This is a genomic window from Hanstruepera marina (assembly GCF_019880635.1).
Lineage (GTDB): Bacteria > Bacteroidota > Bacteroidia > Flavobacteriales > Flavobacteriaceae > Hanstruepera > Hanstruepera marina.
The window spans coordinates 913,798-928,774 of the sequence record NZ_JAINVX010000001.1 but is presented as its reverse complement, the minus strand read 5'-3'; the positions used below and the strand labels follow the sequence as shown (position 1 = coordinate 928,774).

Annotated in this window: 15 protein-coding genes; 5 read left to right on the top strand and 10 right to left on the bottom strand. The window is 35.1% G+C overall.

Features of this window, described 5'->3' with window-relative positions; genetic code table 11:
• Position 1: 1 nt before the first annotated feature.
• The 10 genes from rplV to rpsL all read right to left on the bottom strand — a co-directional run bounded on the left by rplV (position 2) and on the right by rpsL (position 6,541).
• Complete coding sequence (rplV, locus tag K7G76_RS04305; protein ID WP_223032963.1) at positions 2-409, bottom strand: 50S ribosomal protein L22; 408 nt, start codon at positions 407-409, stop codon at positions 2-4.
• A 6-nt stretch (positions 410-415) separates the two neighbouring features.
• Positions 416-694, bottom strand: coding sequence for a 30S ribosomal protein S19 (rpsS, locus tag K7G76_RS04300; RefSeq protein WP_072349809.1), 279 nt, complete (start codon positions 692-694; stop codon positions 416-418).
• Positions 695-700: 6 nt separating this feature from the next.
• Complete coding sequence (rplB, locus tag K7G76_RS04295; RefSeq protein ID WP_223032962.1) at positions 701-1,528, bottom strand: 50S ribosomal protein L2; 828 nt, start codon at positions 1,526-1,528, stop codon at positions 701-703.
• 10 nt (positions 1,529-1,538) lie between these two features.
• The gene (gene rplW / locus K7G76_RS04290) at positions 1,539-1,829 is read right to left on the bottom strand and encodes a 50S ribosomal protein L23 (RefSeq protein ID WP_223032961.1); all 291 of its coding nucleotides are present in this window, start codon (positions 1,827-1,829) and stop codon (positions 1,539-1,541) included.
• Between the two features lie 7 nt (positions 1,830-1,836).
• Positions 1,837-2,466, bottom strand: a complete 630-nt coding sequence (gene rplD / locus K7G76_RS04285; protein ID WP_223032960.1) for a 50S ribosomal protein L4 — start codon at positions 2,464-2,466, stop codon at positions 1,837-1,839.
• Positions 2,466-3,083: a 50S ribosomal protein L3 gene (gene rplC / locus K7G76_RS04280; protein WP_223032959.1), complete on the bottom strand. Its 618-nt coding sequence runs from the start codon at positions 3,081-3,083 to the stop codon at positions 2,466-2,468. Before rplC ends, rplD begins: the two co-directional genes overlap by 1 nt.
• Before the next feature lie 129 nt (positions 3,084-3,212).
• Positions 3,213-3,518 (bottom strand): 30S ribosomal protein S10, encoded by a 306-nt coding sequence (gene rpsJ / locus K7G76_RS04275; protein WP_007650482.1) that lies wholly within the window; start codon positions 3,516-3,518, stop codon positions 3,213-3,215.
• A gap of 12 nt (positions 3,519-3,530) precedes the next feature.
• Positions 3,531-5,660, bottom strand: coding sequence for an elongation factor G (fusA, locus tag K7G76_RS04270; RefSeq protein ID WP_223032958.1), 2,130 nt, complete (start codon positions 5,658-5,660; stop codon positions 3,531-3,533).
• A 6-nt stretch (positions 5,661-5,666) separates the two neighbouring features.
• A complete protein-coding gene (gene rpsG, locus K7G76_RS04265; protein ID WP_223032957.1) occupies positions 5,667-6,143 on the bottom strand; it encodes a 30S ribosomal protein S7 in 477 nt (158 codons plus the stop codon).
• A 23-nt stretch (positions 6,144-6,166) separates the two neighbouring features.
• Positions 6,167-6,541, bottom strand: coding sequence for a 30S ribosomal protein S12 (gene rpsL / locus K7G76_RS04260; RefSeq protein ID WP_006795815.1), 375 nt, complete (start codon positions 6,539-6,541; stop codon positions 6,167-6,169).
• A gap of 177 nt (positions 6,542-6,718) precedes the next feature.
• Here rpsL and K7G76_RS04255 point away from each other — a divergent pair, with 177 nt between their 5' ends.
• From K7G76_RS04255 to K7G76_RS04235, 5 genes are all read left to right on the top strand, one after another.
• Positions 6,719-8,416, top strand: coding sequence for a BamA/TamA family outer membrane protein (locus K7G76_RS04255; RefSeq protein ID WP_223032956.1), 1,698 nt, complete (start codon positions 6,719-6,721; stop codon positions 8,414-8,416).
• Between the two features lie 120 nt (positions 8,417-8,536).
• The gene (locus K7G76_RS04250; protein WP_223032955.1) at positions 8,537-11,626 is read left to right on the top strand and encodes a SusC/RagA family TonB-linked outer membrane protein; all 3,090 of its coding nucleotides are present in this window, start codon (positions 8,537-8,539) and stop codon (positions 11,624-11,626) included.
• Positions 11,627-11,638: 12 nt separating this feature from the next.
• Complete coding sequence (locus K7G76_RS04245) at positions 11,639-13,129, top strand: SusD/RagB family nutrient-binding outer membrane lipoprotein (RefSeq protein WP_223032954.1); 1,491 nt, start codon at positions 11,639-11,641, stop codon at positions 13,127-13,129.
• 19 nt (positions 13,130-13,148) lie between these two features.
• The gene (locus tag K7G76_RS04240; protein ID WP_223032953.1) at positions 13,149-14,003 is read left to right on the top strand and encodes a hypothetical protein; all 855 of its coding nucleotides are present in this window, start codon (positions 13,149-13,151) and stop codon (positions 14,001-14,003) included.
• 25 nt (positions 14,004-14,028) lie between these two features.
• Positions 14,029-14,928 (top strand): hypothetical protein, encoded by a 900-nt coding sequence (locus K7G76_RS04235; protein ID WP_223032952.1) that lies wholly within the window; start codon positions 14,029-14,031, stop codon positions 14,926-14,928.
• The last annotated feature ends 49 nt before the right edge of the window (positions 14,929-14,977 follow it).

Here is a 14,977-nt window from a genome sequence, read left to right as displayed (position 1 = left end):
TTTAAGCTTGTGTGTTATTGTTAGCTCCAACCACTAATGTTACATGGTTTGAACGTTTTCTAATTCTATGTGCACGACCTTGAGGTGCTGGACGCAATCTTTTTAACATTGTTCCGCCATCAACTCTAATCTCCTTAACAAATAATTCAGCCTCTTCAATGCTAGCATCTTCGTTTTTAGCTTGCCAGTTTGCAATTGCAGACAATAACAATTTCTCTAAACGATTAGACGCTTCTTTTTGGCTAAATTTTAAAATATTAAGCGCTTTTTCTACGCTTTCACCTCTTACTAAATCGGCTACTAAACGCATTTTTCTCGGTGACGTAGGACAGTTATTAAGTTTTGCAAAAGCAACTTGCTTTTTTCCTTCCTTAATAGCGTCTGCCATTTGTTTTTTACGACTTCCCATAGCTTACTACTTTTTACCTTTATTTTTAGCACCTGCGTGACCTCTAAAAGATCTTGTAGGTGAAAATTCTCCTAACTTATGTCCTACCATGTTTTCAGTTACGTAAACTGGAACAAATTGGCGTCCGTTATGTACTGCAATAGTTTGACCAACAAAATCTGGCGTTATCATAGAGGCTCTTGACCATGTTTTGATAACCGTTTTTTTGTTAGCTTCTACGTTAGCAGCTACTTTCTTCTCTAATTTATAATGAACGTAAGGTCCTTTTTTTAATGATCTTGACATGACTTATTATTTCTTTCTACGTTCTACAATATATTTATTACTCGCTTTTGTTTTAGAACGGGTTCTATAACCTTTAGCAGGTATACCATTTCTAGAACGTGGGTGTCCACCAGAAGACTTACCTTCACCACCACCCATTGGGTGATCAACAGGGTTCATAACAACTGGTCTTGTACGTGGTCTTCTTCCTAACCATCTTGTTCTACCAGCTTTACCTGATACAAGTAATTGATGGTCTGAATTAGACACAACACCTATAGTAGCCATACAATCAGCTAATATTAAACGTGTTTCACCAGATGGCAACTTAATGGTTGCAAATTTACCTTCACGCGCCATTAACTGTGCAAATGTACCTGCACTACGAGCCATGACAGCTCCTTGACCAGGACGTAATTCTACACAAGAAATAATTGTTCCTAAAGGAATTTTAGATAACGGCATTGCATTACCAATTTCAGGAGCGATATTCTCATTTCCTGAAACAATAGTTTGACCTACTTGTAAGCCATTTTGGGCAATGATGTATCTTTTCTCACCATCTTGATAGTTCAACAACGCAATAAACGCTGTTCTGTTTGGATCGTATTCGATAGACTTAACTTCCGCTGGAATTCCAGTTTTGTTACGTTTAAAATCGATAATACGATACCTTTTCTTATGACCACCACCTATGTAGCGCATGGTCATTTTTCCGCGACTGTTTCTACCACCAGACCTTTTTTTCGGAGCTAATAAACTTTTCTCCGGCTTATCAGTAGTTATGGCGTCATACCCATTTACTACTCTAAAACGCTGCCCTGGTGTGATTGGTTTTAATTTTCTTACTGACATTTGTCTTTAATTACATGTTACTGTATAAATCAATCATTTCACCTTCCGCCAGTTGTACAATTGCTTTTTTAACAGCATTTGTTTTACCATGTTGAATACCAGTTTTTGTGTACTTGGTACTTCTATCTGGACGGACATTTATAGTACGAACTTTTTCAACAGAAACGCCATAAGCAGCTTCCACCGCTTTTTTGATTTCTACCTTGTTCGCCTTTGTATTCACAGCGAATGTATAGCAGTTTCTTAACTCGCTATCTGCAGTCGCTTTTTCCGTGATTATGGGTTTAATTAAGATATTCATCTGTTTCTTATTTACTTAAATTCGTTTCAATTCCTTCTAAAGAACTCTCTAAAAGCACAACTTGATTTGCATTAAGTATTTTATAAGTACTTAATTCTGAATTAGTTACAACTTCAGAGCCTTTCAAATTGCGTGACGACAAATATACATTATTATTTGACGCACCCAACACAAAGAGAGATTTTTTGTTTTCTAGGTCTAAAGCCTTCAAAACTGCAGTGAAGTTTTTGGTCTTTGGAGTATCGAAATTAAAGTCTTCCAATACAACAATTGACTTCTCGTTAGCTTTCATTGTTAAAGCTGATTTACGAGCCAAACGCTTCACGTTTTTATTTAACTTAAAACCATAGTTTCTAGGTCTTGGACCAAACATACGCCCACCACCTTTAAAAACACCAGACTTAATACTACCTGCTCTAGCAGTACCTGTTCCCTTTTGTTTTTTGATCTTACGCGTACTTCCAGCTATTTCAGCACGCTCTTTTGCTTTATGAGTCCCTTGTCTTTGATTTGCTAAATATTGTTTAACATCCAAATAAACCGCATGATTATTAGGCTCAATAGCAAACACATCTTTAGAAAGTTCAACCTTTCTGCCTGTGTCTTTACCGTTAATATCTACAACTGCTACTTTCATTACTTTCTAATAATTACATAAGCGTTTTTGTGTCCAGGAACACATCCTTTAACAACAAGCAGATTCTTTTCAGCAACTACTTTTAAAACTCTTAAATTTTGAACTTTAACTGTTTCACCTCCCATTCTTCCAGCCATGCGCATTCCTTTGAATACTCTTGCAGGATAAGAAGCGGCACCAATAGAACCTGGCGCTCTTAAACGGTTATGTTGACCGTGGGTAGCTTGACCTACACCACCAAAACCGTGACGTTTAACAACCCCTTGAAAGCCTTTACCTTTCGAAGTTCCTGAAACATCAACGAACTCTCCTTCAGCAAAGTGCTCAACTGTAATTGCATCACCTAACTTGTACTCCTCCTCAAAACCTTTAAACTCAACAACTTTGCGTTTTACAGAAGTTCCTGCTTTCTTAGCATGACCTAAATCAGCTTTGGTAGCACTTTTTTCTGTCGCGTCATCGAAACCAAGTTGTACAGCATTATAACCGTCAACTTCTTCAGTTCTGACTTGGGTAACGATACATGGGCCAGCTTCGATTACTGTACATGGAATGTTTTTTCCATTCTCATCGAAAATGCTGGTCATACCGATTTTTTTTCCTATTAACCCAGACATATTTAATTAATTATTAATTGTTACTATTCTATTTATTAAAACTCAAGGCTGAAAAATACGTTTCAGCCTTGAATTGTATTTTTTCCGTTTTTCCCTAACCATCGTTAAGGACATGTTTCTGCGCCTTACTTACACCTTGATCTCTACTTCAACACCACTTGGCAATTCAAGTTTCATTAAAGCATCGATAGTCTTTGAAGAAGACGAGTAAATATCTAATAATCTCTTATAAGAGCTTAATTGAAATTGTTCTCTTGACTTCTTGTTTACGTGAGGTGAACGTAATACAGTGAAAATTTTCTTGTGAGTTGGTAACGGAATTGGACCTGTTACAACAGCACCTGTACTTTTTACTGTTTTTACAATCTTGTCAGCAGACTTATCTACTAAATTGTGATCGTAAGACTTTAATTTTATTCTAATTTTCTGACTCATTTTTCTTTAGATTTAAGCTTCAACGCCTTTAGCCGCCTTTATTACTTCTTCAGATATGTTAGAAGGAGTTTCAGCATAGTGTGAAAATTCCATTGTTGATGTTGCACGTCCAGAAGACAATGTTCTTAATGTTGTAACATATCCAAACATTTCAGATAATGGAACAATAGCTTTTACTGTTTTAGCACCAGCTCTGTCACCCATATCACTTACTTGTCCTCTACGACGGTTTAAATCTCCTACAATATCACCCATGTTTTCTTCAGGTGTAATAACCTCAAGTTTCATCATAGGCTCCATAATTACAGCTTTTGCAGCTTTTGCAGCATTCTTAAATCCAAGTTTTGCTGCCAATTCAAATGATAATTGATCCGAATCCACGTCATGGTAAGAACCATCCGTTAATGTTACTTTCATAGCATCAACTTCGTATCCTGCCAAAGGTCCGTTTTGCATAGCCATTGTGAATCCTTTTTCAATTGAAGGTATAAATTCTTTAGGAACATTACCACCTTTAATTTCTGAAACAAATTCTAAACCTTCTTTACCTTCTTCAGCTGGTTCTATAGTAAATACAATATCAGCAAATTTACCACGTCCACCAGATTGCTTTTTGTAAACCTCTCTGTGTTCTGCACGTTGTGTAATAGCTTCTTTGTACTCTACTTGCGGTTGACCTTGATTTACTTCAACCTTAAACTCACGCTTAAGACGGTCAACAATAATATCTAAATGAAGCTCACCCATTCCAGAGATAATTGTCTGTCCTGAAGCCTCGTCTGTTCTAACTGTAAATGTTGGATCTTCTTCTGCCAATTTACCTAAAGCCATACCTAGTTTATCAACATCAGCTTTTGTTTTAGGTTCAACTGCGATACCAATTACAGGATCTGGGAAATCCATAGATTCTAAAACGATAGGTGCTTTCTCATCAGATAATGTATCACCTGTTTTAATATCCTTAAATCCTACAGCAGCACCAATATCTCCAGCTTCAATAAAATCAATAGCATTTTGCTTATTAGAGTGCATTTGATAGATACGAGAGATACGCTCTTTCTTGCCTGAACGGTTGTTCAAAATATAAGAACCAGCATCTAAACGACCTGAATATGCACGGAAGAATGCTAAACGACCTACGAAAGGATCGGTAGCAATTTTAAATGCCAATGCAGAGAACGGATCTTTTACATCTGGCTTACGAACTTCGTCAGCACCAGTATCAGGATTTGTACCTACAATATTATCTCTATCTGTTGGAGAAGGCAAATAACGACATACAGCATCTAATAAGAACTGTACCCCTTTATTTTTAAATGAAGAACCACAAATCATTGGAATAATAGCCATATCCATTACAGCAGCACGAAGCGCAGCATGCACTTCCTCTTCAGTAATAGAATCTTCGTCTTCCATGAACTTTTCTAATAAGTTCTCATCGTAAGTAGCTACTTCTTCAATAAGTAAAGCTCTATACTTTCTCGCTTCCTCTTTTAATTCGTCTGGAATTTCAATAACATCAAAAGTTGCCCCTTGAGTCTCATCATGCCAAACGATTGCTCTGTTTTTTACTAAATCAACAATACCTTTAAAGTCAATCTCATCACCAATGTTTAAAACAATTGGCACTGCGTTTGATTTCAACATATCTTTTACTTGTTGGCAAACTGCTAAAAAGTTTGACCCTTGACGGTCCATTTTATTAACGAAACCAATTCTTGGTACTTTATAGTTATCAGCCAATCTCCAGTTAGTTTCAGATTGCGGCTCAACACCATCAACTGCACTAAACAAGAATACCAAACCATCTAGAACACGTAATGAACGGTTTACTTCAACCGTAAAATCAACGTGACCAGGAGTATCGATAATATTAAAGTGATAACCTTTAGTTTCATCAGTAGGCTGACCATTTTCTAACGGAAAGTTCCAAGTACAGGTTGTAGCAGCTGAAGTAATTGTAATACCTCTTTCCTGCTCTTGCTCCATCCAATCCATAGTTGCAGCACCATCGTGCACTTCACCTATTTTATGAGAAACACCCGTGTAAAAAAGAATACGCTCTGTAGTTGTTGTTTTACCTGCATCAATATGTGCAGCAATACCTATATTTCTTGTATATTTTAAATCTCTTTGTGCCATCGTAAATTAAAATCTAAAGTGTGAGAATGCTTTGTTTGCTTCTGCCATCTTGTGTGTGTCTACACGCTTCTTAACAGCTGCACCTTCTTCTTTAGCAGCAGCTAAAATTTCAGCAGCAAGTTTTTGAGCCATAGATTTTTCGTTTCTTTTACGTGAATAGCCAATTAGCCATTTCATTGCAGTTGAAACTTTACGGTCTGGACGAATTTGCATTGGAATTTGGAATGTTGCACCACCTACACGACGACTACGCACTTCCACGTGTGGCATCACATTTGATAACGCATCCTTCCAAGTTTCTAAAGCTGTTTTTTCGTCGTCAGTTTTCTTTTCTTCTACAATGTCAATCGCATCATAAAATACTTTAAAAGCTACTGACTTTTTACCATCCCACATCATCATGTTAACGAAACGTGTTACTAACTGATCGTTAAAACGTGGATCTGGTAAAAGCGGTCTTTTTTTCGCTTGTCTTTTTCTCATGTCTTCTTCTTAAAGTTCTTTAATTACTTTTTAGGGCGTTTTGCACCATATTTAGATCTACGTTGTGTTCTACCTGCAACACCTGCTGTGTCTAAAGCACCACGAACAATGTGATATCTAACTCCTGGCAAATCTTTTACCCTTCCACCTCTAACCAATACTATCGAGTGCTCTTGTAAGTTGTGACCTTCTCCTGGGATGTAAGCATTCACTTCCTTACCATTAGTTAACCTTACCCTTGCAACTTTACGCATTGCCGAGTTTGGTTTCTTAGGTGTAGTTGTGTAAACACGCGTACAAACCCCACGTCTTTGTGGACACGAATCTAAAGCAGCCGATTTACTCTTCTTGGTTATTTTGGCTCTTCCTTTTCGTACTAATTGTGAAATTGTTGGCATATATTTCTATATAAATTTTGTTTAACCTCACTTTTGAGGGCTGCAAAGGTAGAAATTAATTTGAATTTTTCAAATGTTAATAGATTAATTTTCAGTATAAAATAAAAATACTCTAACACATTATATTTTAACTATAGTTTTTACGTTAATTTTACAATTCAAAACCTTAATTAAAACGTGCGAAAAACTTTTCTACTACTCCTTATTATATATATAGGTTTTTCTTCAATAGCGTTATGCCAAAATCTCCAGTTAATAGTTACTGGAATAGACAGCCTTGAAACAGCCAAGATAGATTCCATTGGGTACACTAAAATGCATCGTGATTTTTCATCAATAGAAAAAGAACTCGACACGCTTTATCGCACCATTAATACATTAGGCTATATTGAAAGCCATAAGGGCTCGATATCCAAAGTTAACGACTCTTTATTTTCTGCCACAATGGAATTAAATAAAAGATTTAATTTCATCAAAGTATATTATGATGAAAGTCTGGTTACAAAAGCAATACTGAATCAGGTTTCGGAAAACGTAACAGAAGAGGCATTCATATTGGATTTCAGTAACATTGAAAATGCTCTTGAATTTATTAATCTAAAAATATCTGAAAAAGGACTCCCTTTTGCCGAATTAAAACTTGACAACATAATAAAAACCAGTGACAGCAGTTTAGAGGCTAACTTGGCAATAGCCAATACTGCTGAATCTCGAACGATAGATAAAATTATAGTTCGCGGTTACGATAAGTTTCCAAAATCTTATTTAAAACATTACCTAAAAATTAAAACCAGTGATGTTTTGAATTTAACAGAAATTAAAAATAAAACTCAGCAACTTAATGAACTGCCTTTTGCCAACCAGTTAAAAGAACCTGAAATACTATTTTCAAAAGATTCGACCATACTCTATTTATATATTGAGAAAAACAAAAGCAATGCTTTTGATGGGTTTCTTGGATTTGGAACAAATGAAAACACTAACAAACTTGAATTTAATGGTTATTTAGATTTGCAACTTGTCAACAATTTGAATCTTGGAGAATCATTTACGCTAAAATACAAGAGCGACGAAAATGACTTAAGGACCTTTGATGTTAAGCTTTTTTTACCCTACCTATTTCAAACTCCAATTGGGATTGAAGGTGAATTAAACATTTTCAGGAAAGACTCCTCTTTCACTACTTCTTACCAAAGGTTGAAATCGTACTATCAAATTAACCCTAAGAACAGAATAGCCTTAGGCTTAAAAGCCATACAGTCAAGCGATCTTTTAAATCAAGAAAACAGCGACCCCTTAATCCAAGATTACAAAACCACATTTTACAATGTAAGGTATGAGTTTATACTCCGACAAAACCAAAGTAGACTATTTCGCAACAATGCATTAATTGATGTAGAGTTAGGGACTGGACGTAGAAAACTTGAAAGCTCCTCAACTAATCAATTTGAATATTCATTGGAAGCATTAAAGATTTTCAACCTTAACAAAAGAAACAGTATTTTTGTTAGGCTAAAGAACATAAGTTTATTTTCTGATGATTATCTAGAAAATGAATTAGTACGTTTTGGTGGTATAAATTCCATTCGTGGTTTTAATGAAAACAGTTTAAACGCCACCTTTTATGCTTTACTTAATACAGAATACAGATACTTATTGAGTTCTAATTTCTATCTTCATTCCATAATAGATGTCGCCTATTTTGAAAATGACATCATAAATCAAAAAGAAAAGCTATATAGTTTGGGTTTTGGCTTTGGCATTCTTACCAATGCAGGATTGTTAAAGTTTAATTATGCAAACGGAAAGTCTGAAAATCAAAATTTCAAACTATCAAATTCTCAAATTCATATAAGTTTATCGGCAATTTTTTAAGAATTACAGTACATTAAAAGCGGTTTTTTGAAAAAAAAATTAAAATTTTAACCCTTAATTATTGTTTAATTAACTTTTTATTATGATTTTTGGCGTAGACTAATTCAAATAAAATATAAAATGAAAACAAAGTTTAGTGGAATTTTAACGCTATTCCTAGCGTTTGTTGTGCAACTTACGTTTGCGCAAGAAAAAACAATTTCAGGAACTATATCCGATGAAAACGGATTGCCGCTTCCCGGAGTTAATATTATTGTAAAAGGTACAACTACTGGTACTCAAACCGATTTTGATGGTAATTATACTATTGGTGCGAATACTGGAGATGTATTATCTTATTCCTTTTTAGGCTACACTACTCAAGAAATGACAGTTGGTGCAGCAAACAACATTAGCTTTGCAATGACGGTTGATGCCGATGCACTTGATGAGGTTGTTATTACAGCTTTAGGTATTAAGAGAAAGCAAGATGAATTAACTACAGCAAACCAAGTTGTAAAGAGTGAAGAACTTGTTCAAGCTCAAAACCCTGATTTGGTACAAGGTTTATCTGGTAAAGTATCTGGTTTACAAATTAACACTACTAATAGTGGTGTAAACCAATCTACTCGTATTCAGTTACGTGGTAGTAGATCTTTAACACAAAACAACCAAGCATTAGTAGTTATTGATGGTGTTATTTCTAACGGAAGTGTACTTTCAAGCATCGATCCAAACTTAATTGAATCGGTTAACGTTATTAAAGGTGCGAATGGTGCTGCGTTATATGGTTCTGCTGGTGCTAACGGTGCCTTAATTGTAACAACTAAAAAAGGTAACCAGTCTGAAAAAATGACTATTCAGTTTAATTCTGCTGCATCTTTTGAAGACATAGCATACATCCCACAAAGACAAACTCGTTATGGACAAGGATGGAATGGAGTTCATACATCATATGAAAATGGTGGTTGGGGTCCAGAATTTGATGGTCAATTAGTACCTGTTGGTCTTCCTTTAGAAGATGGTACTTACCGTTATTTCCCATATAGTCCTATTGATGATAACATCAAGGAGTTCTTTCAAACAGGAACAACTTACCAAAATACATTATCTCTATCAGCTGGTAGTTTAGAAGATGGATATGTTTATTTGTCTGCTAACAAGATTGATAAGGAATTTGTGATTCAAGGTGATGAGTCTAATAGTAGTACTTTCAACTTCAAAGGAGGTAAGAAAGTTGGTAAGTGGTCTTTAGAAGGTAACATTTCTTACTTAAATAATAAAACAGAGCAATCTACTGGTACATTATATACTGAATTATTGCAAACAGCTACTAATATTCCAGTAGAGGAGTTTTCAGATCCTAATAATGCAACACACTGGACATCTTATTACCGTAGTCCATATTGGATTAGAGATAATGAGAGAAGAGAAGATAGAACTGACCGTTTAATTGGTATTTTAAACCTTGGCTATGAGTTTAACGAGCATATTAATGTACGTTATACTGGTAACATTAATACTACAGGTCGTTCAGGTTTCAACTATGTAAATGGAGTTGTAGACACTTTAAATGTTGGTGGTGGTGATTATACTACTCAATCAGCTTACGGTGATTATTCTAGTAACTTTATGAGTTATTATGGTGATTTATTTTTAACATTCAATTACGATTTAACTGAAAAAATCAACATGAATGTTACTTTAGGTCACAACTTACGTGATCAAAGATTTGCCCAAGTTGCAAACAGTGGTATTAATTTAACAGTACCTGGTTTCTACAACATTAGTAATGTTACAGGTACACCGACTGTTAGTAATTCAAGAAGTCGTATCAGAAGAACAGCTGTTTTTGGACAAGCTGACTTTGGATATGATGATTTCTTATTCTTAAATATTACTGCTAGAAATGACTGGACTTCTGTTTTAGATCCTTCTAACAATTCATTCTTCTACCCTTCTGTTGGTGTATCATTTATTCCGACAAAGGCATTTGATAATTTTGGTGGTGATGTCTTAAACTTCATGAAAGTTGCTGCGAGTTGGGTACGTGTAGGTAATGATGGTTCAATTGGTGCTAGCGCTATTGTTCCAACTTACGCTTCAGCTCCTGGTTATCCTTATGGTACTCTAAATGCGTTTGTACAGCCAACAGGTATTACAGATCCATTTTTAGAGCCAGAGTTTTTAGAGTCTTTAGAGTTTAACTTAAACTTAGGATTCCTTAATGATAGAATTACATTAGATGCATCTTACTATATTCAAGATGGTTCTAACCAAATTAATAACTCTTCAACTTCTTTTGCATCAGGTATCAGTAACAATACTGTAAACATTGGTGAAACTGAAACTAAAGGTTATGAAATTGATTTAGGTGTTAAACCATTTTGGTCTGCTGACCCAAGAGGTTTCCGTTGGGATATGAGACTTTCATATGCTACAAACGAAACTATTGTTAAGTCTATTAACGGTGAAGTAGATGAATTGGCTATTCAAGCATTCCCTAACAATGCAAATCCAGTTGGTATTTTTGCAATTGTTGGTGAAGAATTCCCAATCATCAAAGGTGCTGCCTATGAAAGAGACCCTCAAGGTCGTGTGTTAATTGATCCTACTACTGGTACTCCACGAGTAACATCAGATTTACAAGTTTTAGGTAAGTCTAATCCAGATTACATTCTTGGTTTAAACACATCTTTCACTTACAAAGGTATTAGATTAGGTGCTACTATGGATTATAGAACTGGTCACCAATTCTGGTCTGGTGCCAAATCATGGTTATCATGGTCTGGTCACTTAATAGAATCAGCGGAACATGGACGTAATGGTGGATTCATTTATCCTAATTCTGCTATCGAAACATCTCCAGGTGTTTACGAAGCTAACACTGGTATCATTACAGGTGGAACTAGTTACTCTTCATTATTGAACTATTATTCTAATGATTACTATACTGTAACTGAAAACTTTGTTTTAGATGCAACTGCATTTAAAGTCAGAGAACTTTCATTATCTTATACACTTCCTACAAAAATGTTAGAGAAGACTGCTATAAGTAATATTATAGTAGGTGTAAATGCTAGAAATCCATTTACAGTTTTACCTAAAGAAAATAGAAGTTATAACGATCCTGAAACATCTAATACTACAGGAAATGGTCAAGGTCTTGCGGCTATCAACCAATATCCTACTACTAGATCGCTTGGTTTCAACCTTAACATAACATTTTAAAAAAAATAGAAAATGAAAAATATATTTAAATTATTAACAATTGCTGTTTTAGTAGGCTTTGTTGCTACTTCATGTTCAGATTATTTGGATGTGAATGATCCTCAAGATAGTCCAACAAATGAACAGGTAACTCCAGATTTAATTTTACCTGCAGCAATGTCCAGAACAAATTCAATTCAAGGAGGAACAATGAATCGTTTAGGAAACGTATTCATGAACAATTGGTCTGCAAACGTAAATTCGTTTACTGGTGGATTCAATGAAGAATATCAATTAATTATCACAAGTACGTTCTACAACACGATTTGGGATCAATTATATTTAAGAAGTGCAAACTATCAAGCCATTATTGATAGCCCATTTGAAAATTATGAAAATCATAAGGCAATTGCTAAAATCATGAAATCATTCTACATGCAATATATTGTAGATATCTATGGTGACTGTCCTTATACTCAAGCATTTCAAGGTGGGTTAAATCCTGCTCCAGCTTATGATGATGACCAAGCAATATACAGAAGCTTAATTGATGAAATTAATGATGCTGTCGATTTAATTAATAATAATACTGTAGCTACTATTCCAGTAGGTGCTGAAGATATTATTTATGGTGGTTCAATGAGTGATTGGGTTAGATTTGCAAACACGCTTAAGTTACGTATTTTAATGCGTCAAGCTACTTTGGCTGAAACAGATGGAGAAACTGCTACTTATCTAAATAGTCAATTCAATTCATTAGATCAAGATTTTATTACATCTTCTGCAACTTTAAACCCAGGTTTTGCTAATGATTCAGGACGTCAAAATCCTTTCTATGCTACTTATGGCTATGATGTTGAAGGAAACCCAACAACTACTAATCGTTTCATTAGATGTTCTTTATATGCTCAAGAATTTTTAGATGGCACCTTAACTGGTGTTTATGACCCAAGAATTGATTACATATATGAGCCAATTGGAGGTGCTGTTGTAGGTGTTGATCAAGGTATTGATAGTAATGATCCTGCTATTCCAGATGAAATTTCTGCTTTAGGAACAGGTTTATTGGTTGATGATACTCAAGATGCCTATGTAATGTTAGCTGCAGAAAGCTTCTTCTTACAAGCTGAAGCTGCAGAAAGAGGTTATATTTCAGGTAATGCAAAAGCATTTTTTGAAGCAGGTATTATGGCTTCATTCGCTCACTATGGTCTAGATGGTTCTGCCTATGTAGCGGCTAGTAATATTGTTCCTGAAATAGGATGGGATGCATCTACAAACAAACTTGAAGCCATTATGACGCAAAAATGGATTGCTACTAATGGAATTAATGCAATAGAATCTTGGATAGAGATGACTAGAACAGGTTACCCAATGGTACCTTTAGCTCAAACAGCTCAACAGTCATCAAAACCTAATAGATTATTATATCCTTCTTCAGAATATATTGGTAATGGTGGTAATGTACCAGCACAAACGTCTTCAGACGCTTTCAATACTCATATTTTCTGGGATAACAATTAATTAAAAAAAAATGTGTATTATGAAAAAAATTAAATTATTATCGGTTATTTTCATCTCATCATTATTGAGCGTATCGTGCCTTGTTGATGATGAAGATGCGAAGTTAGATGCTGCTGGAAACACACCTTATGTGGTAGGTTTCAATCAAAATGTAGCAAATGAAAGTTGGTTCGAAGACATAGGTGCTATCGAGCGTTCTTACCCAGTAAATTTAGTGGGTGGTCAAGATGGAACTCCTTCAAATTCTGATTTGGTAATTAACTATATTATTAGCCCAGAATCTACAGCTACTGAAGGTCAAGAATTTGATTTTCTTGAAAACACTGGTCAATTAGTAATTCCAGCTGGTCAAGATTTCGGTTTATTCAATATCCTTTTAAATACTGGTGGATTAGATCCAAATGTTCCTACAGAATTAGTTTTAGAACTTACTAGTGTTGAAGGGAATGCCGCAAATATTGGAACAATTAATGAGTTAAACTTATTGCGTATTACTTTTGTAGGTTGTAGTTCTCAACTTGAAGGTAACTATACTCTTACAACTACAAGAGATGATGGAGCACAAACAGTACGTCCTGAAGCAATTACATTAGTAGGCCCAAATTACTTTGAAACAGAGAGTACAGGGTTATGGGGTACCAATGGTATCGGTTCTGCACCAGATTCATCTTTAAACTTTGAAGATATCTGTGGAGAGGTATTTGTTCCTTTACAAGGCCTAGCGCAAGGTTATTATTCAAATGAGGTTTATGGTACAAATCTAACAGGTCCTGATGGTGCTGTTGATCAAACGACTTTAGATTTCAACATGGAATACTGGATTACATTCAGTGCTGGTAACAGATCATACATGGCTGACTTTGTAAGACAATAATTTATTAACGAATTAATTAAACAATATGAAAAATATTTTAAATTATAAGTTTGCTCTAGGTTTTGCAGTATTACTAGGTTTTACTAGCTGTATGGATGATGATCAAGATTATCCTGCTCAAAATAAACCTGTTGCAACTTTAGATATGACTTCTGCATCTATTGCTGAAGGAGAAACTGCAACTTTTACAATCAATCTATCTAAAGCTCAAGCAGCCGCTTCAGATTTTAAATTAGATTTATTATCTGGTAGTGCAGATGATTTTGATACAGATGCTGCTCATTTAGATGAGTTTGAGATTGGTCCTGAAGGATGGCAAGTTACTGTCCCAGGAACTGCAAGTTCTGTTGAATTTTCAATTACTGCTCTATTAGATTTATATCCTGAAGCTCCTGAAACATTAAAATTTAGAATGACGCAAGGTCAGCAAGGTAATTCAACTGTAGCTGGTGGTCATATAGATTTCACTGTAAACATTACTAACTCAAGCACTGTTAATTGTGGTTTAGAGTTAGCTTGGGATGGTGATGCTGATGAGCATTTATGTGACATGGACTTTGATGTATATTTAGACTCATTTGGTGCTTATGCATTTACAGGTGATTGTCCTGAATATTTAATCGAGCCAGTAAATCCAAGCAATTTATGGACATCTGAATTAGCTGATGGTACTCACGTAATCGTTGTTGATTTATGGGATACTCATGGTGTAACTCCAGGTCTTCCAGTTCCATTAAGACTTACAATTGGTAAAGTTGGAGTTGTTATGGCTGATATGGATTTAGGTGACTTATACATGACTGATAGTGAAGATTCTGCTAACGGAAGTGGTGGTGCAATGGCTATCGGTTGGATAGAAGTAGTTAATGGCTTATATTCTATTTATGATGTAAATGGTAATTTAGTTGCTGAAGAAGGTATCTAAAAATCCAATATTATAAAATTAAAAACCACCTCTTATCGAGGTGGTTTTT

Excerpts from the sequence above, each read along its gene's own strand:
- rplV (WP_223032963.1), bottom strand. The coding sequence starts at position 409 with ATGGGAAGTCGTAAAAAACAAATGGCAGACGCTATTAAGGAAGGAAAA.
- rpsS (WP_072349809.1), bottom strand. The coding sequence starts at position 694 with ATGTCAAGATCATTAAAAAAAGGACCTTACGTTCATTATAAATTAGAG.
- rplB (WP_223032962.1), bottom strand. The coding sequence starts at position 1,528 with ATGTCAGTAAGAAAATTAAAACCAATCACACCAGGGCAGCGTTTTAGA.
- rplW (WP_223032961.1), bottom strand. The coding sequence starts at position 1,829 with ATGAATATCTTAATTAAACCCATAATCACGGAAAAAGCGACTGCAGAT.
- rplD (WP_223032960.1), bottom strand. The coding sequence starts at position 2,466 with ATGAAAGTAGCAGTTGTAGATATTAACGGTAAAGACACAGGCAGAAAG.
- rplC (WP_223032959.1), bottom strand. The coding sequence starts at position 3,083 with ATGTCTGGGTTAATAGGAAAAAAAATCGGTATGACCAGCATTTTCGAT.
- rpsJ (WP_007650482.1), bottom strand. The coding sequence starts at position 3,518 with ATGAGTCAGAAAATTAGAATAAAATTAAAGTCTTACGATCACAATTTA.
- fusA (WP_223032958.1), bottom strand. The coding sequence starts at position 5,660 with ATGGCACAAAGAGATTTAAAATATACAAGAAATATAGGTATTGCTGCA.
- rpsG (WP_223032957.1), bottom strand. The coding sequence starts at position 6,143 with ATGAGAAAAAGACAAGCGAAAAAAAGACCGCTTTTACCAGATCCACGT.
- rpsL (WP_006795815.1), bottom strand. The coding sequence starts at position 6,541 with ATGCCAACAATTTCACAATTAGTACGAAAAGGAAGAGCCAAAATAACC.
- K7G76_RS04250 (WP_223032955.1), top strand. The coding sequence starts at position 8,537 with ATGAAAACAAAGTTTAGTGGAATTTTAACGCTATTCCTAGCGTTTGTT.
- K7G76_RS04245 (WP_223032954.1), top strand. The coding sequence starts at position 11,639 with ATGAAAAATATATTTAAATTATTAACAATTGCTGTTTTAGTAGGCTTT.
- K7G76_RS04240 (WP_223032953.1), top strand. The coding sequence starts at position 13,149 with ATGAAAAAAATTAAATTATTATCGGTTATTTTCATCTCATCATTATTG.
- K7G76_RS04235 (WP_223032952.1), top strand. The coding sequence starts at position 14,029 with ATGAAAAATATTTTAAATTATAAGTTTGCTCTAGGTTTTGCAGTATTA.